Raw genomic sequence first — 24,220 nt, 5'->3', positions numbered from 1 at the left:
ATCGAGGGTTAACCCTCGAAGCGTCCCGTTGTGGATGACATGCCACCGACAAGACTGTCATTCTCCTGGCCAACCGCCGCACACCAGCGGCACTTCGCCTTCATCGGTGCACGGTCCCGCACAGCTCAGCTCGGTTCGTCCCGGACAGCACACCCGTCTGTCCGGTCTGTCACCGGCCGTTCCCCACGGCCGCCGCAGTAGGAGAACGAGTGAGACCCAACCCCCGCAAGCGGACCGCGGTCGGAGCGGCCCTGCTCTCCACCGCCGCCCTCCTGGCCGTCGGCGTCTCGACGGTCCCGGCAGCCGCGAAGCCCGCAGCCCCCCACCCCAGTCCCGTGCGCACCGGCGCCCTGCCGGCCGACCTGACGCCCGCCCAGCGCGCCACGCTGATCAGGGGCGCCGAGGCGAGGACGACGCAGACCGCCGAGACCCTCGGTCTCGGCGCCCAGGAGAAACTGGTCGTCAAGGACGTCGTCAAGGACAACGACGGCACCGTGCACACGCGTTACGAGCGCACCTTCGCCGGTCTGCCCGTCCTCGGCGGCGACCTCGTCGTGCACACGCCCCCGGCCTCGCTCGCCGTCGGCACCGTGAGCACGACCTTCAACAACAACCGCCGTACCGTATCCGTCGGCTCCACGACCGCGACGTACAGCAAGGCCGCCGCGCAGGCCAAGGCCCTGACGGCCGCCAAGGCGCTCGACGCGAAGGCCCCGGCGGCACAGAGCGCCCGCAAGGTGGTCTGGGCCGCGGAGGGCACGCCGAAGCTCGCCTGGGAGACCGTGGTCAGCGGCCTGCAGGACGACGGCACCCCGAGCAAGCTGCACGTCGTCACCGACGCCGCCACCGGCGCGAAGCTCGCCCAGTTCGAGGGCGTCGAGACCGGCACCGGCAACAGCCAGTACAGCGGCACGGTCTCCATCGGCACCACGCTGTCCGGCTCGACGTACCAGCTGAACGACACCACGCGCGGCACGCACAAGACGTACAGCCTCAACAACGGCACCTCCGGCACCGGCACGTTGATGACGGACGCCGACGACACCTGGGGCACCGGCTCCGGCTCCAACACACAGACCGCCGGCGTCGACGCCCACTACGGCGCCCAGGTGACCTGGGACTTCTACAAGAACACCTTCGGGCGCAGCGGCATCAAGAACGACGGCGTCGCCGCCTACTCCCGCGTCCACTACAGCACGGCGTACGTCAACGCCTTCTGGGACGACGACTGCTTCTGCATGACGTACGGCGACGGTTCCGGCAGCACCCACGCGCTGACCTCGCTGGACGTGGCCGGCCACGAGATGAGCCACGGCGTCACCTCGAACACGGCCGGACTGAACTACTCCGGCGAGCCCGGCGGCCTCAACGAGGCCACCTCCGACATCTTCGGCACCGGCGTCGAGTTCTACGCCAGCAACTCCTCCGACGTGGGCGACTACCTCATCGGCGAGAAGATCGACATCAACGGCGACGGCACGCCGCTGCGGTACATGGACAAGCCCAGCAAGGACGGCGGCTCCGCCGACAGCTGGTACTCCGGTGTCGGCAACCTCGACGTGCACTACTCGTCGGGTCCGGCGAACCACATGTTCTACCTGCTCTCCGAGGGCAGCGGCAGCAAGACGATCAACGGCGTGACCTACAACAGCCCGACCTCCGACGGTGTCGCCGTCGCGGGCATCGGCCGGACCGCCGCACTGCAGATCTGGTACAAGGCGCTGACGGCGTACATGACGTCCAGCACCAACTACGCGGGCGCCCGCACCGCCGCCCTCAACGCGGCCGCGGCGCTGTACGGTTCGAGCTCCACCCAGTACGCCGGGGTGGGCAACGCGTTCGCCGGCATCAACGTCGGCAGCCACATCACGGTCCCGTCGACGGGCGTCACGGTCACCAACCCGGGCAGCCGGACCGCCACGGTCGGCACCGCGGTGAGCCTGCAGATCTCGGCGAGCAGCACCAACAGCGGCTCCCTGACGTACGCGGCGACCGGGTTGCCGGCCGGCCTGTCGATCAACAGCTCGACCGGTCTGATCTCCGGCACGCCGACCACGGCCGGTTCCTCGAGCACCACCGTCACGGTGACCGACGCGACCGGCGCCACCGGCACCGCGTCCTTCACCTGGACGGTCAGCGCCACGGGCGGCGGCTGCACCGCCACGCAACTGCTGGGCAACACGGGCTTCGAGTCGGGCAACACCACGTGGACGGCGTCCAGCGGTGTCATCACCAACTCCAGCAGCCAGGCGGCCCGCACGGGTTCCTACAAGGCCTGGCTCGACGGTTACGGCTCGACCCACACCGACACGCTCTCGCAGTCGGTGACGATCCCGAGCGGCTGCACCAACACCACCTTCACCTTCTACCTGCACGTCGACACGGCCGAGACCAACACCAGCACCCAGTACGACAAGCTGACGGTCACCGCCGGGTCCACCACGCTGGCCACGTACTCCAACCTCAACGCGGCCTCCGGGTACGTGCAGAAGTCGCTCAGCCTCGGGTCCTTCGCGGGCTCCACCGTGACGCTGAAGTTCTCCGGCGTCGAGGACTCCTCGCTGCAGACCAGCTTCGTGGTGGACGACACCGCCGTCACCACCGGCTGATCCGCCCCCGCTGACGACGTCCCGCACACGGGCTCCCTCCGTGTGCGGGACGTCGGCGTGTCCGCTCAGCTCAACGGGTCGAGCGTCAGGTAGGCCTGGCGCGGCGATCCGTCGTGGACGAGGGACTCCTGCTGCCCGACGTCGTCGAAGGCGAACGCGTACGCCTTCCCGTCGGCCATCTGCGCATGGATCGTGCGGGCGTAGTGGTTGGTCACCACGTCCTGGTAGAAGGCGGCCGTCGTGGTGTCCGGCTGGTTGGGGTTCACCAGCAGGGTGGAGCGGTTGAAGCCCGCGCACAGGGTGCGGGAGATCGGTCCGCGCACGGCGTCGTTGGGGGCGTCCAGCAGTCGGTGGCAGCCGAAGACGCTGGCCGCGTCCGGCTTCCGGAAGCCGGTCACGAACGCCCCGGAGGAGTCGGTGAAGTTCAGCACCCCGCCCGAGACCCGGCCGTAGTACTTCGTACCCGGCCGGTCGGCGAACGGGGTGACGGTCAGCGTCGTCGTGGCGTACTTCTGCCAGACGCGGTTGACGTAGTCCGCCATGACGTTCGCCGGGAGGGCGCCGGTCTCCACCCCGTACAGCGGGGAGAGGGCGCGCAGGACCGTGCCGTCGGAGCGGGTCTGGACGAGGTTCGCCCAGCCGCCGGGCTGTCCGCGCAGGGCGTTGAAGAACCCGTTGAAGCCGCCCGCCTTGAGATGCCCGGTGCTGAGCGTGCTTCCGTCGGCGCGCTGCACGCCGACCGCGTACGGGGCGGAGAACATGTCCACCTGGGTGCTGTTCAGCCAGAGTCCGGAGTCGTTGAGCGTGTACTCCGACCAGTTGAACAGGATGTTGCGGTTGGGGTCGCCGGGATTCTGCACGGCGGGCTGGACCAGCCCGCCGGTGGTGAGCCTGAAGTCGAGCTTGTGGCCGTAGGAGAAGTAGATCCGCCCCGAGAACCTGGGAATGCGGATCGTGGCCGACCCGCCTGCCGCGGGGCCGGCGATCGAGGCGTCGGGCGCCGGGGTGGGGGGCGTGCCCCCGGCGGGCCACGCGTGGAAGCCGCCGGCCGCGTCCGCCCAGCCCTGACGGCCCGTCGAGAGGAGGGTGCCGAGGTTGTAGACGTAGAGCTGTTCGGCGCGGCCCGAGTTGTTGGTGATCTTCAGCGGGACGGTGTCGGGGACGGCGGCCCCGGCCGACGGGCCGAGGGTGAGCAGCGCGCCGACGAGGGCGACGGCTCCCACCAGTCCGAGGGCGATTCTTGTGCGCACTCTCCACCTCCGTGCGGGTAGGCCTGGGGGGTTGGTCCGTACCATGTTGAGAGCGCTCTCAACGTTGCACCGGGTTGTGCCCATGTCAACGAATTGCGCAAAAGAGGACGCCCACGGCTCGTCCCGGCCATGGGCGTTCCGGTCGATCGGCGAAGCGTCAGAGGTTCCGCTTCAGCAGACCCAGCAGCGCGGCCCAGTGCCGCTCCGAGGCCTCCTCGTCGTACGACGACGTGTCGGCCTGCGTGTAACCGTGCGGGGCCCCGGCGTAGACCTCGCAGGTGTGCCGGACCCCGGCCGCGGTGAGGGACTCCTCGAAGCGCTCGATCTGCTCGGGCGGCAGACCCGGATCATCGTCGGCGTGGCCGAAGTAGACCTCCGCCGTGATGCGTCCGGCGGCGAGATGAGGGCTGTCCGGGGCGTCGGTCACCAGACGGCTGCCGTGGAAACCCGCCGCCGCCGCGACCCGGTCCGGATGCGCGCCGGCGGTCGCCAGGACGAGCCGGGCGCCCATGCAGTAACCGGTCACCGCGACCGGGCCGGCCGCGACCAGCGGACTCTGCTCCATCCACCGCAGATACGCGTCGGAATCCCGGACGATCAGCTCGGGCGTGAGGGACAGAACGAGCGGGTACAGCGTCTCGAAGATCTCCGGCCGTGCGGCGGGGTCGATGAACGCGGGCAACTCCATGACGGGAGCGCGTCCGTGACGGTAGAACAGGTTGGGCACGAGCACCGCGTAACCGGCTTCGGCGAGCCGGTCGGCCATCGCCCGCAGTTGTGGACGCAGACCGAACGCGTCCTGGTAGAGCAGGACGCCAGGCCGGGGCACGCCGTCTGCGGGGTGCGCCAGATAGGCGTCGGCCACGCCGTCATCGGTGGGGATGTCCAGTGCTGTTCCCTGTACGGAGGTCATGGGGGGCTCCTCAGCGCGGTGCACGGCGACGAGCGTGCGTTCGGCCCGGTGAGACCGGGCAGCGCCATCGTTGCACGTGCCATCCATCCGCCCCCGAGCGCCCCCGGCCCGGACCCGCTACTCGAACCGGGAGGCGTCTCCCGCCCCGTACCGGACGATCTGGGCCTCGCCTTCGGAGAAGTCGATCACGGTCGTCGGCTCGGTGCCGCACTCGCCGGAGTCGAGCACGCCGTCGACCACGTGGTCGAGCCGGTCCTTGATCTCCCAGCCCTGGGTCATCGGCTCGTCCTCGCCCGGCAGCAGCAGGGTGCTGGACAGCAGCGGGTCGCCGAGCTCGGCGAGCAGCGCCTGGGTGACCACGTGGTCCGGGATGCGCACGCCCACCGTCTTCTTCTTCGGATGCTGGAGCATGCGCGGCACCTCCTTCGTCGCCGGGAGGATGAAGGTGTAGCTGCCGGGCGTCGACGCCTTGATCGCCCGGAACACGTCCTTGTCCACCCGGACGAACTGGCCGAGCTGCGCGAAGTCCTGGCACACGAGGGTGAAGTGGTGCCGCTCGTCCAGCTCGCGGATGGCCCGGATCCGGTCGATGCCGTCCTTGCTGCCGAGGCGGCATCCCAGCGCGTAGCAGGAATCCGTCGGGTACGCGATCAGCGCGTCCGACCGGATGGCGGCCGCGACCTGGGAGACGGTGCGCGGCTGAGGGTTGTCGGGGTGCACGTCGTAGTACTTCGCCATTGGCTGAGTTTATGCCGTCCGCGCAGCGCAGGCCCCCGCAGGGCCGCCGCACCGCCCGCCCCGCCCGTTCGGCGCGGGTGAGGTAACGTCGCCGACCGATATGACTGGTTCGGCCCGCGGGCCGTGAAGGACGAGGAGAGCGCCGACATGGCCGGCCGGGACGACGACAACCTCCGCTCGGGCGCGCCGGACGACGCCGGACCGGGGTGGGCCCAGGCGCTCCTCGACCATCTGCGCCCCACCGGGCGCGATGTCCCGAGGCTCGTCGCGTGGCTGTCGGCGGCCGTCGAGGCCTCCGTCTCCCTGCGCGACGGCCACGGCGTCCTGGTCGCCGGACCGCACACCCCCGTCGACGAGGCCCTGACGGCGGACATCGCCGACGGCCGCCTCGCCTCCGCCGCCTGGGAGGGGGAGGGCCGCTACGTGCGCCTGATCCGGGTCGAACTCCTGGGGCCCGCACCGGTCGGAGTGCTCACGGTGAGCCGGACGAGCCCCTTCGACCGTCGCGCCTCCGACATCGTCACGCAGACCGTGAACGTCCTCGAAATCCTCCTGCGAGCGCAGGAGAGCATGGCCACCGGACACCGTCTGGCCCGCGCCTCCGCCGACCTCCGGCTGGCCATCCTGCAGCTGCTCATGGTCGAGGACGTCGTCGCCGCCCGCCGGGTCGCCGCCGGTCTGTGGCCCCGCCTCCTCGACACCGAGACCGCCTGCGTGTACGTCGTCGAGAGCAGCCCCGAGGAACGCGACAGCCTCGCCGAGGCCTGTCTCGCGGCGACCCACGAGGAGGCCCTCGTCGTCCGCTGTCCCGCCATGGACGGGCATGTCATCGTCGTCGTCCCGGACGACGCCGTCGGGCCCGAGCTGCGCGCCCTGTGCGGCGGCCGCTTCGAGGCGTTCCTCGGCGGCAGCGCCCGGCAGAGCCTCGCCAGCACCGCCACCGCCTACGGACAGGCCGTCAGCGCCCTGGCCGTGGCCCGCTTCCGCCCCGACAGGACGGCCGCCTACGCCGAGCGCACCCACCCCGAGCGGCTGATGGACCCCGACGTGCTGCGCACCTGGACGACCCGCCTGCTGCGCCCCCTGGACACCCTGCCGCACCACACCCGCGCCGAACTCCTCGCCACCACCCGGCTGGGCCTGGAGTTCACGGCCGTCAGCGCGGCGAAGGTGCTCGGCGTCAGCCGCAACACGGTCCGCGCCCGCATGGAGCGCGTCGAGACCCTGCTGGGCGCCGACTTCTCCGACCTCACCGTCCGGGCCGTCGTCCATCTCGCCCTCCACCACCGGTTCGGCATCGCCGAGGACCCCGCGGGCCCCCCGGCGGCCCCGGTGCGGCTCGGCGAGCTGCTCACCGGGCCGGCGCTGCGCTCCTGGGCGCTGGAGCTGCTGGCCCGGCTCGACACCGACGGCCGGGATCTGCGAGGCACTCTGCGGTCCTGGATCGCGGCCGGCGGCAACGCCGAGCGGGCCGCCCACCTGCTGGGCGTCCACGCGCAGACCGTCCGCGAGCACGTCCGCAGCGCCGAACCCGTCCTCGAACGGCAGCTGCTCGCCGCGGGCAGCGACCTCTACGAGGTCGTCCTCGCCCATGTCGCCGTCGGCGACCTCGACCTGCCCGACCTGCACGGAAGCGGCCATCCGGCGGAATCGGGCCATCCGGACTCACCTGTGCACAGGTGAGTCCTGCGGACCCGTGAGCGGGCATCGGCACGATTCCCAAACCGCCCGCCGCCCCGTATTTTCTCAGGAGCCGCGGGGGTACGACCGGGACGGGGGTCCGGTCGCACCCCGCGGCGGTGTCAGCCCCGCAGCCGGACGGGGATCTCCTGCCAGCCGCTCGCGATGAACGACGACACCTGCCGGAGCTCACCCTCCGCCTCCTCCAGCCGCAGTCCGGGGAACCGGTCGAAGAGCGCGGGCAGCGCCGTGAGCGCCTCCATCCGGGCCAGCGGGGAGCCGATGCACCGGTGCACCCCGATGCCGAAGGCCAGATGGTCGTCCGCCGCGCGCGCCGCGTCGAACGTCCCCGCGTCCGGCCCGTACCGGACCGGGTCCACGTTGGCCGCCGCGTACGTCGTGATGATGGCGTCCCCGGCCGGGATCGTCACGTCGCCCACCTTCAGGTCGCTCACGGCGAACCGCAGCGGCAGCGTGGCGATCGACGGATACAGCCGCAGCGTCTCGTCCACGACGGCGTCCCAGCCGATCTCGCCCCGCCGTACCGCCGCCAGTTGCTCCGGCCGGCGCAGCAGCGCCACCACCGCGTTGCCGATGAGGTTCACCGTCGTCTCGAAGCCGGCGCCGATGACGAGGAGCAGCGTGTACAGCAGTTCCTCGTCGCTGAGCCGGTCGCCTTCCTCGTCGCGCACCCGGATCAGCTCGGTCGTCATGTCGTCGCCGGGGTGCTCGCTCTTGTGGGCGATGAGCGAGCCCAGCACCGTGCCGATCTGCTCCTGCACGAACGCGGCGTGCTCCGGGCTCGGATCGGAGGTGTCCATGATCGCCGCGATGAGCCGACCGGTGGCGCCTTGCAACTCCTCGGGTACACCGAAGAGTTCGCAGATGATCCGCATCGGCAGCGGATGCGCGAACTCGGCCTTCAGATCGACGGCGCCGCCGTTCCCGGCGCGCTCCTCCAGCGAGTCGAGCAGCTCGCCGGTGATCGCCTCCACCCGCTCACGCAGCGACTCGGTGCGCCGGTGGGTGAAGCTCGGCGCGACCAGCTTGCGCAGCCGGGCGTGGTCGGCGCCGTACGTGGAGAGCATGTTGACGACGCCGACCCAGCCGAGGATCCAACCCCAGGACGGGTGTTCGCCCAGTTCCGGCCACTGCCGCCAGTGCCGCCGCGGATCCTTGCTGACCTGCGGGTCCAGGATCAGCGCCTTGAGGGTGTCGTACCCCGTGGGCGCCCACGCGGGGATGCCGCCGGGCAGCTCGACGGGCACGATCGGGCCGAGGGCGCGCAGCCGGGCGCTCTCGCCGTGCACGTCGGCGCCGAACGGGTCGAGGACGATGCGGTCGGTCACGGTCACGAACGGACTCCTGAGGGGTCGGAAGCGGGGGAGCGGGGGCTGAAGCGCACGGGCAGCGCCGTCAGCGACCGGTGGAACGGCCCCGGCCGCCAGGCGAGCCGGTCACGGGGCACGACGGGGTCGAGGTCCGGCAGCCACTGGGTGAGCCGCTCGATCGCCTCGGTGACGAGCAGCAGGGTGTGCTGTCTGACCGGGCAGGCGTGCGGTCCGGCGCCCCACGACAGGTGCGAGGCGTCGTGCGGATGCCGGCCGCCGGACGCCGTCCGTTCACCGGCCGGGGCGCCGTCCGTGCCGTGGGGGGAGCCCCAGCGCCCCGTACGACACCACCACCGGGACCGCGTCGCGCAGCCACACCCCGTGGAAGGCCACCGGCCTGCGCGCGTAGTAGATGCCGTAGTTCGCCAGCGGCGTCTCGTGGTGCAGCACCTCCACCACCGCGTCCATGACCGGCCGGGCGCCGCTGGTGAGCGTGGAGTAGTACGCCGGGTTGCCCAGCACCCTAGACAGCGTGTTGGAGAGCAGGTTCGCGGTCGGCTCGTACCCCGCGCCGAGAGTGAGGAACACCTGCCAGGTGACCTCCTCACGGGTCAGTCCGGCCGGGTGCTCCAGCAGCCGGCTGGGCAGGTCGTCGCCGGGCTTCTCGGCCTTCGCGGCGATGAGCTCCAGCACGTACCGGGCGTACTGCGCCTCGCCTTCGGCGGCCTGCGCGCCGCCCTCCATCATCTTGCCCAGGCCCTCGTTGAGCCGTTCGCCCTGGCTGTCCGGCAGCCCGAACAGGTCGTTGAGCACCAGCGCCAGCAGCGGGCGCGCGAAGTCCGCCACGAGGTCGGCCTCGCCGCGTGGGCCCATGCGCTCGGCCAGCAGCCGCACCGCCCGGTGCACCCGCCCGCGCAGGTCGTGCGGTTCCACCAGGTCGAAGACGTCGATGAGAGTGGACCGGTAGCGCAGGTGCGCGGGGCCGTCGGCGAACAGGGCGTTGGGCCGCCACCGCATCATGCCCAGCACCGGCGCGTCGTCGGGGACCGTCGCCTCCCACGCCCTCGGGTCGTGCGAGAAGGTCTCCTGGTCGTGCAGGACGTCCAGCGCCGCCCGCCGGTCGGTGACCACGTACGCCGGTATCCCCGGTGCCAACTCGGCCCAGCCGACGGGTCCTTGCGCGCGGAGCGCGGCGTAGTAGCGCTGCGGATCGGGCGCGAAGCCGTCCTCCCACAGTCGCACGGGCACGGAGCGGGCGAAGTCGATCCGGTCCGGGGTACGGGCGGTCACCGGGCCTCCACGGGGTCACGGCCGATCAGATGGTCCACGAGCGCGAGCAGCGCGTCGATCGAGGAGCCGGCGTCCCGGGCGTCACAGGTGACCAGTGGTGTCGTGGGCTCCAGGTCCAGCGCCCGGCGCAGCCGCTCCTCGCCGTGGTGGCGGGGCGCGTCGGGGAAGGCGTTGAAGGCGACCGCGTACGGCAGCCCGCTCTCCTCCACCAGCCCCAGCACGTCGAACGAGGCGTCGAGGCGGCGGCTGTCGACCAGCACGAGCGCCCCCAGCGCCCCGTAGGCGATGTCGTCCCACAGGCTCCGGAAACGCTCCTGTCCGGGCGTGCCGAACAGGTACAGCACGACGTCGCCGGGCAGGCTGATCCGGCCGAAGTCGATGGCGACGGTGGTCGTCGCCTTCTCCCGCACCCCGTCCAGGTCGTCCACCTGAGCGGACGCCTCGGAGAGGGGTTCCTCGGTGTGCAGCGGGCGGATCTCGGAGACCGAGTCGATCAGGGTCGTCTTGCCCACGCCGAACGGCCCCGCCACCAGGATCTTCACCAGGTCGCGGGCTGTGTCGGGCAGGTGGACGGAACCTGGTCCGCCGGCGCCGGGGAGTGTTTCGCGGCAGGCGCTAGGCGCGGAGTCTGAGGGCGCGGAGGCCATCGGCCACTCTCTTCAGCAGGTCGGGGTCGAACCGTTCGGCGGGCGGGATCGGCGCACGGGCGAGGACCAGGTCCCGGTCGACGAGACCGGCCGCCAGCACCCGCACCGCCGAGAACGGCAGTCTGAGCAGCGCCGCCGCCTCCACCACCGCCAGGGAGCCGTCCTCCAGGGTGTCCAGCAGGGCGAGTTCGGCGGCGGGGAGCCCGGCGGGCGGTGGTGTGTCGGTGCGGGCGAGCACCGACAGCCGCTCCAGGTGGGGGCGGCTGGGCCGGGCCACGCCGCCGGTCGACAGATACGCGGGGACCAGAGGGCGGCCGGCCGGGCGACCGGTCATGCCGGCGGGTTGTCGTCGGCTCCTCGGGACGGGGCTGTCATCGCCTTCCCGCCCAGTCGGGCCACCTGGGAGTGCACCCGGTGCGCCAGCAGGTCCAGCCGCACCTCGCCGTCGCCGTAGGCGGCCACACAGGTGCCGTGGTCGGTCGGCACGATCAGCACGTATCCGTGATCCGACTCGATGACGATCTGCCGTACGTCGGACGTGTCACGGTCGGCGAAGGCGGCCGCCGCGGTCCGGCAGGCGCCCTGCACGGTGCTGGTGATGGCGGCCACCCGCTCGGCCGACGGTTGGGACAGGGCGTCGGTGTATCCGGTCACGAGCCCGTCCCGGGTCAGCATGACGGCGGCCACCACGTGCGGCACCTGCAGGACCGGTTCCAGCACCCATGCCGTGTCACCCGTGTTGCGGCTGGTCATCGGGCCGCTCCCTCTTCGTCGTCGGTCTGGTCGATGTGGTCGGCGGGCGTCTCCCCCGAGGCGCCCGCACCGGTGTTCGCCACGGCGGCGCGGGCCGCCGCCGTGCCGGACTGCAGTGCGCCGAGCGCGGCGGCGGCCTCCTCCGGGCTGCGCGCCGGACGACGCTCCGCGGCCCGGGCCGGCGCCGGTGCCGGCGTCGCGGGCCGGGTGCGGCGTCTGCGCTGCGGCAGGCCGTCGTCCTCGTCCCGCGGCTCGTGATGTCCCGTCGCCGTCTCCGGCGCGCCGGTCTCGGCGCCGTACGCGTGGGAGGGGCCGGGAGGGTCGGGGAAGGCTTTGCGCGCGGTGCGCGTCGTGCGCGGCGCGCTCGCGGCCGGCGGCCGGTCGGCCGGGTCGAGGTGGCTCAGGAGGTGGGTCTCGACCCGCAGCACCGCCCGCACACCGCCGTACGGGGAGGTCGAGGAGACGTCCACGCCCAGGTCGAACTGGCGGGTCAGCCGGCCGATCGCGGCCAGCCCCATCCGGGGCGGGTCGCCGAGCTCGGTCAGCAGGATGGGCTCGTCGCCTGCCACCAGCCGCTGTGCGCGCTCGCGTTCGTCCAGGGTCATGCCGAGGCCCGCGTCGTCGATGGTGACGCACACACCGTGGTGCACGTGCTCCAGGCTGACCACGACGTCGGTGTCCGGGGCGGAGTGCCGCAGAGCGTTGTCGAGCAGCTCGGCGACGATGATGGCGACCGGCTCGACGGCGTGCGAGACCAGGGCGGTGCCGGGCTCGAGGTGGTTGTGGACCTGGACCCGGTGGTAGCCGGCGAGCCGGGCCTGGCCGCCGGTCACCGCGTCCACCAGGTGGGACTCCTCACGGGCCAGCCCGACCCAGGCGCCGCACACCACGGCGGTGACCTGGGCGCGCCGCAGCGACTGTTCGTTCTCGTGGTCGAGACGGAACAGGGTCTGGGCCAACTCCGGGTCGTCGTAGCGCTGTTGAAGTCCGCGCAGGGCGTCCTGCAGCCGGTACAGGGCGGCTTGGATCTCCCGGACGGCGCCGCGCATCCCGGCCTGTGCCGCGGCGTCGACGGACGTGCGCTGGGCGGCCGTCTCGGCCTGCAGCGCCAGCACCACGTTCTCCAGGGCGATGCCCAGAGGGGTGCCGACGGTGAGCGGCTGGAGCGGGCCCGGCACGGCGACGTGCGGATGGGCGACCCGACGGGCGGCGGCGGGCACGCGGCGGCTCGCCAGGTGCTCCACCTCCGCCGTGAACGCCTTGAGGGAGCCGTCGAGTCGGGTGCGCAGCGCGGCGATCTCCGCGCGCTGTCGGGTCTGCCGCCGCCGTGCGCGCAGCAGGCCGCCGGCCAGGGCGAGCGCGGACAGTGTGCCGGCGGTCAGGCCGCCGGTCACCAGGTCCGGCAATTCGATCATCGATTCGGTCCAGTGGGGGGTCGGGCGTCGTCGGTCGCGTGGCAGGGGGCGCGTTCGGTGTCCGAACGGGCACTCGCAGCACAGTACACACCGTCATTGATCGATCCCGCACGGTTGAGCGAGACTTCGCGCCCAAAGTGCCCGGCATCTGTTCGCTTCTGCGTCGACTGTCGGAATTGCCGTACGTCGTGCTGGAGTTGGCCCGCAAGGCAGCGGTCGTCGAGCGTCAACGCCCGTCCCGTCGGGCGGTGGCGGGCCCGAGGGCGCACCGTGCCCGCCGGTTCCGACGTGCGGTGGTGGCCTCGGCCCGGATCCGGCGTCGTCCGTGACGGGACGACGCCGGGACGCCGAGGACGTGACGTGCTACGGCCCGCACACCGGCCGCAGCACGGCCAGTGTGCCGTTGGCCTGACGCAGCGCCAGCTCCAGGGTGGCCGGCGTGTGCAGCGCACCGCTGCCGTCCGGCGGGACCAGCCACTCCAGGAACCGGGCGGCCCGGTAGGGCGGCGGCACCGCGACCCAGGAGCCCCGGCCGGCGTGCCGCAGTCCGGCACCGATCCAGCGGCTGCCGGGGTCGGGCGGCAGGAAGAAGCCCACACGGTGGGCGGCGGTGTCCACGAGCGTGGGCCCCGGCGTGGGCCGCGAGGCCTGCCACAGCAGGTCCAGGGTCAGCAGCCCCAGCCGGTCGGGCACGCTCAGTACGTCCCAGTAACGGCCCGCCTCCAACAGCGTGATCCCGTCGCCCTGGTCCCATTCCCGCTTGCACGACCGCGGATCCGTCGCGGCGGCGGCGAGCCACTCCACGCCGCGCATCCACATCGCATCGATCATGTCGGCATCGCATCGCTCATGTCGGCTCCGTACGACTCCACCGGCGACCGCATGCCGCCCGGCATATGCATGCTTGTAGATATTTCTACGTGGCGGAAGGGGTGGCGGACCCTGGCGTTTCGGTCTGTTTCGTTCGAGTCCCGCGCTGCTGTTCGGCGGGCTCCGGGACGGCCCGGCTCCTTCGGCCGGCAGCCGGACGCCTCGGGTTCCTTCATGTCCAGTGCGTGTCGTGCGTGTCGTGCGTGTCGTGCGTTCAGTGCGGGCAGTGCGTCCAGGAAGGCCTGGCCGTCCGGGCCGTCACGTCCGGCGCGTTCGTCACGTCCGTCCGGCGCCGCTCTGCGGGACGGGCAGCCCCGCACGGCTGTGGGGGATCGGCAGCGGCTGTTCCGACTGGCGCAGCTCGGCCAGCAACTCGTTCTGCCCTGCCAGGAGTTCGGTGAGGATGCGGCGTGCGGCCCGCAGCAGTTCGGCCACGTCGCCGCCCGCCAGCGCGTAGCTGACGGTCGAGCCCTCCCGGATCGACACGACGATCCCCGACCGGCGCAGCACCGCCAGTTGCTGGGACAGGCTGGAGGGTTCGATCTCGATCTCGGCGAGCAGGTCCCGCACGGCGACGGGACCGCCCTGCAGGAGTTCGAGGACCCTGATCCGCACGGGATGTCCGAGCATGCGGAAGAACTCGGCCTTGGCCTGGTAGAGGGGAACCTGCATGGGTCGCTCGCTCCCTGCCGTGTTCGGTGGGGTGGGGTCTCGAAGGGCGCGGCGGCCGCCCGGTTTCCGTGCGCCGCCGCGCGCGACGTGCCGCGCCTCGATCCTGGTGGTTGCCGGCTCCGCACACCCGTGTGATGCGCTGATCTGGAAGTGCCGAGATGAAGACATCTTCAAGTCGAGGGTGTGCGAAGCCGCGGCCGTCCGCCCGTGAGGTCCGGGCGTCCGGCCGCCTAGACCTCGAGCTCGGCCTCGATCCGCTTGAGCTGGTGGCGGGCCATCGCCAGGTTGGACCGTTCGCGGTCCAGCACCAGGTACATGAACAGGCCGCTGCCGCCTCGGCCCTTGAGCAGCCGGATGAGGTGGTACTGGTTCGCGAGGGTGATCAGGACGTCCTCGATCTCGCCCTTGAGCCCCAGGTGCTCCATGGTGCGCACCTTGGCCCGGATCACGTCGGTGTTCCCGGCCGCGGCGACGGTCAGGTCGAGATCCTTGCCTCCGCCGAGCGTGCCGAGTGCCATGCCGCTGGTGTAGTCCACGACGGCGACCCCCAATGCCCCCTCGATCGCGGTCATCGTCTCCTTCATCGAGATCTCCACGTTCGCCATGGCGCTCCTCCTGCCGGTTGCGCGGGTCCGGGCTCCTCCGGCTCCACTGGTGAACCGACCGTACGAAGGTCGTCCCCCTACCGGGTGACGTGCTCCGGGACTGGCCCAAGTGGCTTCGCAACGCGAAGGTATCTGCACGCAATTGACCGCGTGGGCAAGGCAATTGAACGGTTGGCCGGTGAGTGGTGGGAACGCGGACCCGACGCCGGACGAAGGCCGGGCGGAGGCCGATCGGAGGCCGGTCCAGGACCGATCGGAGGCCGGTCGCGACGGCTGCCGGGGGTCCGCGCTGCGCTTCCGCCGCCCGGAGGGTGGCGCTCACGCACGCCCGGGTGCAGGATGTACCTCCATTAACAGGAATCCTGTCGATCGGAGTCGTCGACCGCCGATTCCCCACCGCGAGAACGGGACCTACCATGCCGCTCAGCCCCCGTGTCCAGGCCAGGGCCGTCCAACTGCTGCTCGGCGGGACGATGTCCCGCGTGCACCCGGATCTGCGTTTCTCGGACGTGCCCAAGAACACGCGGACGCTCCGGGTGGAGACCGGCGCGGGGCCGGTGGCCTGCACCGTCTACCTGCCACCGGCCGTGGCCGGCCCGCCGGCCCCCGTCTACGTCAACTTCCACGGCGGCGGCTTCGTCGTGGCGCGGGCGGAGCAGGACGACCATCTGTGCCGCCGCATAGCCGCCACTGCGGGCTGCGTCGTGGTCAACGTCGACTACGCCGTCGCTCCGCAGCATCCCTTCCCCGCCGCCGTCACCCAGGCCTACGACGTGACCGCGTGGGTCGCCGCGAACGGCGGGGAGCACGGCTGGGACGGATCCCGGCTGGCCGTCGGCGGGCACAGCGCCGGCGCCAACCTGGCCGCCGCGGTGTGCCGCACGGCCCGGGACCGCGGCGCCTTCTCACCGCGTCTGCAGATCATCGACTCCGCGCCGCTCGACATGGTCACCGACCCGGCGGCCAAGACCGCCCGCACGGCCAAGCCGCTGCTCACCCCGTGGCTCATGCGCGCGTTCACCGGCGCCTATGTGCCCGACCCCGCCGATCGCGCCGACCCGCTCGTCTCGCCGGGCCTGGCCGACGACCTCGCCGGCCTGCCGCCCGCCCTGGTCGTCGTCGCGGAGAACGACCGTCTCCGCGACGAGGGCGACGCCTACGCCAAGGCCCTGGAGGCCGCCGGGGTGCCCGTCACCCACCGCGTGTTCGCGGACGTCGACCACTACTTCACCCACACGGGCCCCGTGCCGGCCGCGAAGGAGGCCATCGCGCTGATGGCCGCCACGCTGCGCTCGGCGCTGGCCGCCGGCTGACGCGACTGCGGTTCGCCGGTCGCCGCCGGGGGCCGGTTGGCCGGTGTGGGCCGGCCGGACCGGTCAGCGGGCGCGGTTCCGCCGCACGGGCGGGGCCGCGGTCGAGGCGCGGACGACGAGGTCGGCCGGAGGGTCGCTCGCCGGCAGGGGCGGGGCCTCCGGGTTCTCGATGACGTGCACGAGACGCCTGAGGCCCTCCTGCGCCACGGCGTCGAACGGCTGCGGCACCGTGGTGAGGGGAGGTGTCACGAACGCGGCGACGGGGATGTCGTCGAAGCCGACGACGCTGACGTCCTGCGGCACCCGGAGACCGGCCTCCGTCAGGGCGCGGATCAGGCCGATCGCCATGTCGTCGTTGGCGGCGAACACCGCGGTGACGTCACCGTCCGCGGCGAGCGCACGGCCCGCCGCGTACCCTGACGCGGCGGACCAGTCGCCCTCGATCACCGGCGGCACGCTCGCGCCGTGGGTCATGAGCGCTGTCCGCCAGCCCTCCAGCCGGTCCCGCGCGGCGTACCAGCGTTGCGGACCGGCAAGGTGATGGACCGTCACATGGCCCAGTCGCAGCAGGTGTTCGGTGGCGACCCGGGCCATCCGGTCGGCGCCGTGCCCCGCGGTCAGCACGCTGGGGGCGACGACGGGCGACGGCGCGCTGAGCACCAGCACCGGTACGTCGACGCGGAGGCGGGTGCTGCCGCCGGCCTCCTGCCGTCGCCGCCCCTCGTCCGCTGCGTCCTGGCGGTCCTGCCGGCTCTGCGTGGCCTGAGTGTCCTGCGTGGCCTGGGTGTCTTGCGGATCCCGCGTGTCCGCACGGCCCCGCTCGTCGATCGGTTCGGAGATGACGATGCCGTCGACGCCCTGGTCGAGGAGCGAGCCGACGGCCCCCGCGACGCCCGCGGGATCGCCTTCCACCGTGTTGACCACGCGGAGGGCGTAACCGTTGTCCCTGACGGCTCGCTCGACGCCCATGAGCAGGGACGCGGGACCGTAGAGGGCGGTGCCCAGCGTCACCACGCCGATGGCCCGGGTCCGTCCGGAGGCCAGCGCCCGGGCGGCGTTGTTGCGCCGGTAGCCGAGCTCTTCGGCGGCTTCGAGGACGCGTCGGCGCACCTCCGCGGAGACGTACTGCTCGTCGTTGAAGACCCGCGAGACCGTCTTCTGGGAGACGCCGGCGAGGCGGGCCACGTCCACGCTCCGTGGCGCCGCGGCGGCTGCGCCGCGTCCCGTCGCCCGCTGCATGCTGTCCCCCCGTGGCCTTGGATGCGAACCGATGATGCCAGACCCGAGGCCCTGACCGGCGACGAGGTCCACCAGGCGCGCGCCGGGGACACACGCGTGCGCCGGCGCGCGTCAGTTCTTCGGCAGCCACTTCTCCAGGGCGCCGATGAGACGGTCGAGCGCGGGCTCGCCTGCGGAGCGGTCCGTCATGATCGTGCGGCCGTCGAACTGGAGGGCGTACTGGAACCTGTCCGCGGAGCCGGTGTCCCTCGTGAACGCGGGAATGTCGTCGAGCGCGGGGTCGCCGAGCAGCGTGCGCAGCTGCGTGAACTGCGCCGTGGTCGTGCGGCGCACCGCGGACCGGCCCTTGTCGGCGGTACGGACGCTTCCGTCCCCTCGGAGCGTGACCTCCTGGTTCACCCCGGCGAAGCCGCCGCTGACGGTCATCACCACCAGCTTCTGGTCCGGGCCGGTGACGGGCACCGGAGAGGGGCGCGCAGACGCGGCAGCCGTCGCGGAAGGGGACGGGGAGGCGGACGGGGTAGGCGCGGAGCGGGAGGGCGGGGGCGGGGCGGACGACGAAGGGGCGGGGGAGGAGGTCGCGGTGGACGCCGGGTGGGCCGGCTCCGCGTTGCGCCCGTCGTCGCCGCCCGAGCAGCCGACCAGGACCAGCACACCGGCCGCGCACATCATCGCCGCACTCCGAGCGAGCACCCCGCACCCCCGCGTCTCGACAGCCGAACAGTCGTCGTATCAGAGTGCCCGGAGGGCGTCGAACGTAACCGGCGCGCCCTGTACGGGGACTTCACGTGTGCCCTGGCCCCGGGGAGGCCGGAACGGACGAGGCGGGGCGGTCCGGCCGCGTCCCGGCTTGCGGCGGGGCCGGGGGAGCGGGCAGGGTCTTGTGCCGTGCCCACCTTGCTGATCGTCCATCACACCCCCTCGCCGAACTGCCAGGTGTTGTTCGAAGCGGTGGTCGCCGGCGCGACGGCGCCCGAGATCGAGGGTGTCCGCGTCGAACGGCGGGCGGCCCTCGCCGCGACCGCCTCCGACGTCCTGGCCGCCGACGCCTTCGTGCTGGGCACCCCGGCCAACCTCGGCTACATGTCGGGGGCGCTCAAGCACTTCTTCGACCAGATCTACTATCCGTGCCTCGACGCCACCCAGGGCCGCCCCTTCGGCTATTACGTGCACGGCGGCAATGACGTGACCGGTGCGGTGCGCGGCATCGAGGCCGTCACCACGGGGCTGGGCTGGCGACTCGCGGCCGAGCCGGTCACCGTCACCGGGGAACCGGACAAGGCGCAGGTGGCGGCCTGCTGGGAACTGGGCGCGACGGTGGCGGCCGGCCTCTTGACCTGACCGGCCGCCGCACCACGACAGGGCGGGCGGCAGGGCGTCGGGGCGATCGCGGTGTCAGTTCCACAGGGGGTAGGTCACGACGCGCCCGAACTGATCCGGCCGGTCACCCGGGTAGGTCAGGGTGATCCGGCTGTAGTGCTGTACCCGGGGGTTCTTCTTCCACGGCTGCGGCCGGTCCAGCTTGACCGTGACGGCGTACCGGTGGAAGGCGCCCGCCGCACAGTACGGGTCGCAGTCGTTGACGACGTTGACCCCGGTGGCCCGGGCCGAGCCTGCGCCCCAGCTGTGCCAGTGCAACGAGACCAGTCGGCTGTTGCCGTCGCCGCACGCGAGGACGAAGCTGCCGGGCCTCACCCGGGCGTGCCAGAAGCAGTCGACCAGGACCGGCGCGGTGGCCTGGCGGACCGAGGCCGCGCGGGCCGCGGGCGGTGACGCGGCCGGCGTCGCCGCGGCCGGCCCGACGGCCGCCGTGAGGCCCAGCGCCGCGCAGAGCATGACCGCTGTTCTCGTCGTGTGTCGCATCGTGGCTCCCACCCGCCCGAACCGGGGCCCGGCTGTCTGCCGCGCCCCGGTGAGGTGCGCTACCGACGCTACGACGGGATGCGGAGGAGGACCACTCGAACGGGTCAGCGGTCGCCCGGGCGCGCACCCCGATGCGTCCGGGCGGGACGGGGCGGGACCGGGCGGTCGGCCGGGACGGGCCGGTCCGGCGGCGGCTGACGGGGCGAGCCGCACGGGGCGGGCCGCACGGGGCGGGCCACGGGGCGGTTCGGGTTCACGGGACGTCGGCCGCCGCGCCGTGGACTGCCGTCGGACCGGCCGTCGCGCCCCGGGTGTCTCCGGTGCGGCCCTCCGTCACGATCACGACGACGTCGTCCCCCGCACTCCACAGCCGAGTCCGCGACTTGGGGGGATTGAGCCGGACGCCATGGGAGGGAGGCGTTCCTTCGTGTTCGGCGCCCCGGTAGCCGATCGCGCACTCGCCGCGCTCGCGGGCCGCCGCCACGACCGCGGCGAAGGACGCCGGGCGCTCCGGTGGCACATAACGATGCGCGGGGCGCAGCCGCAGCGTGCTGCCGCCGGCGGTGAACAGTTCCTCGAACACGGCGGCCAGTTCTCCGTTCTGCGAGACCTGCGCCATCAGCAGACCGGTGAGCTGCCCGCCGACGACGGCCTCGCAGCCCGGTCCGAGCGGGGCCAGCGGCCGGTTGCGCTCGTCGGCGAGCTCCGCGACCACCGGCACCGCACGTCCGGACTCCTGCGCCAGGGAGCGGAGGATCAGCAGGACCACCAGCGTGCGGTCGTCCGGCCGGTCGAGGCCGCTCAGGGGATCCGGCTCCGGCCCGAGCACGACGACCCGGTCGTAGGAACCCGGTTCCAGGGCGCGCAACGCGGTGGGGCTGGTCGGGTCGGCGGTCCCGAAGGTCACGGCGAGCCCGTCGGCGGGCGCGCCGTCCCTGCGGGGTTCCGGCAGGGGCAGCGGTGGGCGCACCGGTTCCGCCGGATCGGTGACGACGTGCAGCACCGAGCCCGGCCGCGCGCCGCTGCGCAGCTGTTCTACGAGGTGAGGCCCCCGGTGGTTCCAGCCGAGCAGCAGGAACCGCGACGGCTCGGCCGCTTCGGATCCGCCCTCGGCAGGCGCGGGCCGATCCGCGGGGTGCCGGCCGTCGCCCCACCGCTCGACCCCCACGTCCCCCGGGACGGCTTCCGCGTCCCCACTCACGGTCCTCTCGTCCCCCGGGACGGCTTCCGCGTCCCATCGCACGGCCTCGTCGTCCGGCGCGACCACGACGAGGCGGTCCTCCGCGGCGATGACGGTGTCCGGGGGCGGGTTGAGCAGGGTGGTGCCGTCGGGGCGCACCAGCCCGACCACGGCGGCCGTGACACAGTCGAGCAGCACGTCGCCGAAGCGGCGCCCCGCACGTCCGTGATCGGCGGCGAGGTGGAACTCCTCGCCGTCGAAGTCGAGAAGCTCCCGCAGCACCGGAGCCAGGCCGGGCTGGAGTGCGGACCGGGCGATCAGCCTGGCCGCGGTGCGGTCGGACTCCAGCACGACGCCGCCCGTGCCCGCCGCGAGCCGGGCCGCCGTGCGATAGCGCTCGTCGCGGACGCAGGCGACGACCCGCGGACCCGGGCTCTCCCCGAGGACGGCGCGCAGGGCCAGCAGCGTCCGGACGCTCTCGGCGTCCCCGGCGGCCGACGTGCCGGGCAGGACGAGCACCGCGTGCGCCGTACGGGGGCTGACGGTGGTCAGTGCCTCGGGGTCCGCGGGGGAGCCGCTGCGGCAGATCAGGCGGGTGGCGCGGGCGGGCCCGAGGACAGCCGTCAGCGCTTCCTCCATCTCGGTGCGGTCGCGGTCCGCGAGCACCACGACCGCGCCCCACCGCCGGTGGGCGCGCGCCGCGATCAGCTCGGCGACCACGGTGAACACCTGCTCCGACCAGCCGAGCACGACTGAGTGACCCGCCTCCACCACCGTGGAGCGACCTCTGCGCAGCTCGACGATCCGGTCGGTGAGACCGGAGGTGATCAGGCCGATGAGCGTCGACACGTACAGCAGGGCCACGAGGCCGAGCAGCACCGACAGCAGCATGCGCAGCGGCGCGCCCGTCACCGCGCCCAGCCGCAGGGTCTCGGCGCTGACCCGCCCGACCGCGGCCAGCCGGCCGGTCAGCGAAGCGGGCGAGGACGGGTCGGTCCACACCATTACCGCGCTCGCCGGAACGACGATCCCGAGGCAGGTGACGGCCAGCCACCCGACCAGTCTGCCCGTGCTGCGGGCCAGTGTGCTGTCGAACCGATAGCGCATCCGCTCCGTCAGCGATGCCCGTGCCTGCCGCTGCCCTTCCAAGCCCGCCCCCTGTGACCCGCCGCCGACCGCCGTCGACACCTGAACTCGCAGGGTGCGGCCCGCCGTGCCGCGACACGCCGTCACCGTGCCCGCGTTCATCCTTTCGGGGACGTGCCGCATCCACCGGCGGCTGAAAACGTGCGCCGAGCAGGCCGAATCCCCAGCCGCTCATGGTCATTTCAAGCCGTTGTCTTGGCATTCCCATGACAAAACTGTGCACCCAGTGCCACGCTGCTGCCGAAGTTCACCATTCCTTCACGTCCGCATCACGCGGAGCACCTGTCACCCACCCCCCACCTCCTTCCACCCCCCAGTCGTGCAGCGCACCGGGCCGGCCTCATCCCGCCGGTCCGCCCCACCTCGGCCTCCATCACCGGCCGACCGTCGCACTGAAGGAGAACACGTTGCCCCGGCGACACCTCCCCGTCCTCCGGCGCAGACGCGCCACCGCCCTCGCCCTCTCCGCCGCCGCCACCCTGCTGACCCTCGGGGTCCAGACGGGCACCGGCGTCGCGGCGCCCGCCGGCCCCGGCGCGGCCGACGTCACCGCGACGCCCCGTGCGGGGGCCGCGGCGACGCCGCTCTCACCGGGCCGCCGCGCCTCGCTGATCAAGAGCGCGCAGGCCGCGGCCGCCGCCGAGGCCCGCCGGCTCGCCCTCGGAACCCAGGAGAAACTCCTCGTCAAGGACGTCGTCCGGGACGCCGACGGCACCACCCACACCCGCTACGAGCGCACCTACGCCGGACTTCCCGTCCTCGGCGGCGACCTGGTCGTCCACCGCGGGAACGGCCGGACCACCGTGACCAGGGCGAGCGGGGCGACGCTCACACTGCCCACCCTCACCCCGAAGCTCGCCGCCTCCCAAGCCGCCGGCAAGGCCCTCGCGGTCGCGAGGAACGACGAGGTCAAGGGCTCCCGGACCGAACGCGCGCCCCGCCTGGTCGTCTGGGCCGGTACCGCGAAACCCGCCCTCGCCTGGGAGACGGTCGTCGAGGGCGTGCAGCAGGACGGCACCCCCAGCGAACTCCAGGTCGTGACCGACGCGACCACGGGCAAGCAGATCCTCGCCGCCGAGAAGGTCCACACCGGCACCGGCACCGGCCAGTTCAGCGGCACGGTCCCGCTCGGCACCACGCTGTCGGGATCGACGTACCAGCTCGTCGACGGCGACCGCGCGGGGCACCGGACGTACGACCTGAACCAGGGCACGTCCGGCACCGGAACGCTCTTCACGGACGACAACGATGTCTGGGGCAACGGTCTGCCGTCCAACCGGCAGACCGCCGGCGTCGACGTGGCCTTCGGCGCCGCCGCCACCTGGGACTACTACAAGGACGTGTTCGGCCGCAACGGCATCCGCAACGACGGCGTCGCCGCCTACAGCCGGGCCCACTACGGCAGCAACTACGTCAACGCGTTCTGGTCGGACAGCTGCTTCTGCATGACGTACGGCGACGGGTCGGGCAACACCCACCCGCTGACCGCCCTCGACGTGGCCGCCCACGAGATGAGCCACGGCGTCACCTCCGCCACCGCCAACCTCACCTACGCGGGTGAGTCCGGCGGCCTCAACGAGGCGACCTCCGACATCTTCGCCGCGGCCGTCGAGTTCCACGCCGGCCTCGCCGCCGACCCCGGCGACTACTTCGTCGGCGAGAAGATCGACATCAACGGCGACGGCACCCCGCTGCGTTACATGGACAAACCCTCCAAGGACGGTTCCTCCCGCGACAGTTGGAGCTCCACCCTCGGCGGCCTCGACGTCCACTACTCCTCGGGCCCCGCGAACCACTTCTTCTACCTTCTCTCCGAGGGCAGCGGCGCGAAGACGGTCAACGGCGTCGACTACGACAGCCCGACCTATGACGGGCGGCCGGTCGCCGGCATCGGCATCGAGAACGCCGCCGCCGTCTGGTACCGGGCGCTGACGACGTACATGACCTCGTCGACCGACTACGCCGGCGCCCGCACCGCCACCCTCCAGGCCGCGAGCGACCTCTTCGGCGCCTACAGCCCGACCTACCTCGCCGTGGCCGACTCCTGGGCCGCCGTCAACGTCGGCAGCCGGATAGCCCTCGGCGTCAACGTCGCCCCGATCGCCGACCAGACCAGCGGCGTCGGCCAGGCGGTCAGCCTCCAGGTGGACGCCTACACCACCAACTCGGGCGCGGGTCTCACCTACGAGGCGACCGGACTGCCCGACGGTCTGAGCATCAGCCCGGGCGGCCTCATCACCGGGACGCCGACCGCACTCGGCAGCAGCGACGTCACCGTCAAGGTCACGGACAGCACGGGCGCCTCAGTCTCGGACGACTTCACCTGGCGGATCGCGTACATCTACGCCAACGCCGGCCGGGTGGACATCCCCGACAACGGCGCCGCCGTGGAGTCCCCGGTCACCATCACGGGCCGCGACGGCAATGCCTCCGCCACCACCTCGGTCTACGTCAACATCGTCCACACGTACCGCGGTGACCTGACGGTCGACCTCGTCGGTCCCGACGGCACCGTGTACTCCCTCCTGAACCGCAGCGGCGGCTCCGCCGACAACGTCGACCAGACCTTCACCGTCGACGCCTCCGCCCAGCCCCTGAACGGAACCTGGAAGCTGCGCGTCCAGGACCGTGCGTCGATCGACGTCGGATACGTCCAGCGCTGGCAGCTCACCCCCTGACGCAGACCGCCCCACGCCGCCGCCCGGG

20 protein-coding genes and 1 pseudogene are annotated in these 24,220 nt (G+C 72.7%); 5 read left to right on the top strand and 16 right to left on the bottom strand.

Annotated features, from left to right (window positions below; all coding sequences use genetic code 11):
• The first annotated feature begins 209 nt into the window (after positions 1–209).
• The gene (locus QF032_RS02825; protein ID WP_307054741.1) at positions 210–2,609 is read left to right on the top strand and encodes a M4 family metallopeptidase; all 2,400 of its coding nucleotides are present in this window, start codon (positions 210–212) and stop codon (positions 2,607–2,609) included.
• A 65-nt stretch (positions 2,610–2,674) separates the two neighbouring features.
• Here QF032_RS02825 and QF032_RS02820 read toward each other — a convergent pair whose 3' ends face one another.
• The 3 genes from QF032_RS02820 to QF032_RS02810 all read right to left on the bottom strand — a co-directional run bounded on the left by QF032_RS02820 (position 2,675) and on the right by QF032_RS02810 (position 5,510).
• Positions 2,675–3,904, bottom strand: coding sequence for a glycoside hydrolase family 64 protein (locus QF032_RS02820; protein ID WP_373430281.1), 1,230 nt, complete (start codon positions 3,902–3,904; stop codon positions 2,675–2,677).
• 112 nt (positions 3,905–4,016) lie between these two features.
• Positions 4,017–4,772: a dienelactone hydrolase family protein gene (locus QF032_RS02815; RefSeq protein ID WP_307054737.1), complete on the bottom strand. Its 756-nt coding sequence runs from the start codon at positions 4,770–4,772 to the stop codon at positions 4,017–4,019.
• 117 nt (positions 4,773–4,889) lie between these two features.
• Positions 4,890–5,510 (bottom strand): L-threonylcarbamoyladenylate synthase, encoded by a 621-nt coding sequence (locus tag QF032_RS02810; protein ID WP_307039664.1) that lies wholly within the window; start codon positions 5,508–5,510, stop codon positions 4,890–4,892.
• A 147-nt stretch (positions 5,511–5,657) separates the two neighbouring features.
• Here QF032_RS02810 and QF032_RS02805 point away from each other — a divergent pair, with 147 nt between their 5' ends.
• Positions 5,658–7,193: a PucR family transcriptional regulator gene (locus QF032_RS02805; RefSeq protein ID WP_307039662.1), complete on the top strand. Its 1,536-nt coding sequence runs from the start codon at positions 5,658–5,660 to the stop codon at positions 7,191–7,193.
• Between the two features lie 119 nt (positions 7,194–7,312).
• On the opposite strand, the gene QF032_RS02800 is transcribed toward QF032_RS02805, so the two are convergent.
• The 9 genes and pseudogenes from QF032_RS02800 to QF032_RS02760 all read right to left on the bottom strand — a co-directional run bounded on the left by QF032_RS02800 (position 7,313) and on the right by QF032_RS02760 (position 14,773).
• Positions 7,313–8,545, bottom strand: coding sequence for a cytochrome P450 family protein (locus QF032_RS02800; RefSeq protein WP_307054735.1), 1,233 nt, complete (start codon positions 8,543–8,545; stop codon positions 7,313–7,315).
• Positions 8,542–9,811 (bottom strand): annotated as a pseudogene (locus QF032_RS02795) (cytochrome P450). The gene QF032_RS02800 and the pseudogene QF032_RS02795 overlap by 4 nt, the downstream one beginning before the upstream one ends.
• Entirely contained in the window at positions 9,808–10,458 is a 651-nt protein-coding gene (locus QF032_RS02790; RefSeq protein ID WP_307054733.1) for a GTP-binding protein, read from the bottom strand. Before QF032_RS02790 ends, QF032_RS02795 begins: the two are co-directional and overlap by 4 nt.
• On the bottom strand, positions 10,427–10,792 hold the full coding sequence (locus QF032_RS02785; RefSeq protein ID WP_306955184.1) for a DUF742 domain-containing protein: 366 nt from the start codon (positions 10,790–10,792) through the stop codon (positions 10,427–10,429). The genes QF032_RS02790 and QF032_RS02785 overlap by 32 nt, the downstream gene beginning before the upstream one ends.
• Positions 10,789–11,211, bottom strand: a complete 423-nt coding sequence (locus QF032_RS02780; protein WP_307054731.1) for a roadblock/LC7 domain-containing protein — start codon at positions 11,209–11,211, stop codon at positions 10,789–10,791. The genes QF032_RS02785 and QF032_RS02780 overlap by 4 nt, the downstream gene beginning before the upstream one ends.
• Positions 11,208–12,626 carry an ATP-binding protein gene (locus QF032_RS02775; RefSeq protein ID WP_307054729.1) on the bottom strand — a complete coding sequence of 473 codons (1,419 nt, stop codon included), beginning with the start codon at positions 12,624–12,626 and terminating at the stop codon, positions 11,208–11,210. The genes QF032_RS02780 and QF032_RS02775 overlap by 4 nt, the downstream gene beginning before the upstream one ends.
• A gap of 363 nt (positions 12,627–12,989) precedes the next feature.
• The gene (locus QF032_RS02770) at positions 12,990–13,457 is read right to left on the bottom strand and encodes a hypothetical protein (RefSeq protein ID WP_306955189.1); all 468 of its coding nucleotides are present in this window, start codon (positions 13,455–13,457) and stop codon (positions 12,990–12,992) included.
• A 315-nt stretch (positions 13,458–13,772) separates the two neighbouring features.
• Positions 13,773–14,168 (bottom strand): ArsR/SmtB family transcription factor, encoded by a 396-nt coding sequence (locus tag QF032_RS02765; RefSeq protein WP_306955191.1) that lies wholly within the window; start codon positions 14,166–14,168, stop codon positions 13,773–13,775.
• A gap of 230 nt (positions 14,169–14,398) precedes the next feature.
• Positions 14,399–14,773 (bottom strand): hypothetical protein, encoded by a 375-nt coding sequence (locus QF032_RS02760; RefSeq protein WP_107448471.1) that lies wholly within the window; start codon positions 14,771–14,773, stop codon positions 14,399–14,401.
• A gap of 416 nt (positions 14,774–15,189) precedes the next feature.
• Here QF032_RS02760 and QF032_RS02755 point away from each other — a divergent pair, with 416 nt between their 5' ends.
• Positions 15,190–16,086, top strand: coding sequence for an alpha/beta hydrolase (locus QF032_RS02755; protein WP_307054727.1), 897 nt, complete (start codon positions 15,190–15,192; stop codon positions 16,084–16,086).
• A 63-nt stretch (positions 16,087–16,149) separates the two neighbouring features.
• Here QF032_RS02755 and QF032_RS02750 read toward each other — a convergent pair whose 3' ends face one another.
• Both QF032_RS02750 and QF032_RS02745 read right to left on the bottom strand, forming a co-directional pair.
• Positions 16,150–17,277 carry a LacI family DNA-binding transcriptional regulator gene (locus tag QF032_RS02750; protein ID WP_307060137.1) on the bottom strand — a complete coding sequence of 376 codons (1,128 nt, stop codon included), beginning with the start codon at positions 17,275–17,277 and terminating at the stop codon, positions 16,150–16,152.
• A 159-nt stretch (positions 17,278–17,436) separates the two neighbouring features.
• Positions 17,437–18,018 (bottom strand): hypothetical protein, encoded by a 582-nt coding sequence (locus tag QF032_RS02745; protein WP_307054725.1) that lies wholly within the window; start codon positions 18,016–18,018, stop codon positions 17,437–17,439.
• A gap of 195 nt (positions 18,019–18,213) precedes the next feature.
• Here QF032_RS02745 and QF032_RS02740 point away from each other — a divergent pair, with 195 nt between their 5' ends.
• Complete coding sequence (locus QF032_RS02740) at positions 18,214–18,666, top strand: flavodoxin family protein (protein ID WP_307039646.1); 453 nt, start codon at positions 18,214–18,216, stop codon at positions 18,664–18,666.
• Between the two features lie 54 nt (positions 18,667–18,720).
• Here QF032_RS02740 and QF032_RS02735 read toward each other — a convergent pair whose 3' ends face one another.
• Entirely contained in the window at positions 18,721–19,188 is a 468-nt protein-coding gene (locus QF032_RS02735; RefSeq protein ID WP_307039644.1) for a hypothetical protein, read from the bottom strand.
• A gap of 253 nt (positions 19,189–19,441) precedes the next feature.
• Positions 19,442–21,475 carry a CASTOR/POLLUX-related putative ion channel gene (locus tag QF032_RS02730; protein WP_373430458.1) on the bottom strand — a complete coding sequence of 678 codons (2,034 nt, stop codon included), beginning with the start codon at positions 21,473–21,475 and terminating at the stop codon, positions 19,442–19,444.
• Between the two features lie 446 nt (positions 21,476–21,921).
• On the opposite strand from QF032_RS02730, the gene QF032_RS02725 reads away from it, so the two are divergent.
• Positions 21,922–24,192: a M4 family metallopeptidase gene (locus tag QF032_RS02725; protein ID WP_307054720.1), complete on the top strand. Its 2,271-nt coding sequence runs from the start codon at positions 21,922–21,924 to the stop codon at positions 24,190–24,192.
• Positions 24,193–24,220 lie beyond the last annotated feature (28 nt).

This window comes from Streptomyces achromogenes, assembly GCF_030816715.1.
Classification (GTDB): domain Bacteria; phylum Actinomycetota; class Actinomycetes; order Streptomycetales; family Streptomycetaceae; genus Streptomyces; species Streptomyces achromogenes_A.
The sequence above is the reverse complement of the archived record's forward strand: the minus strand, read 5'-3'. Positions and strand labels throughout refer to the sequence as shown.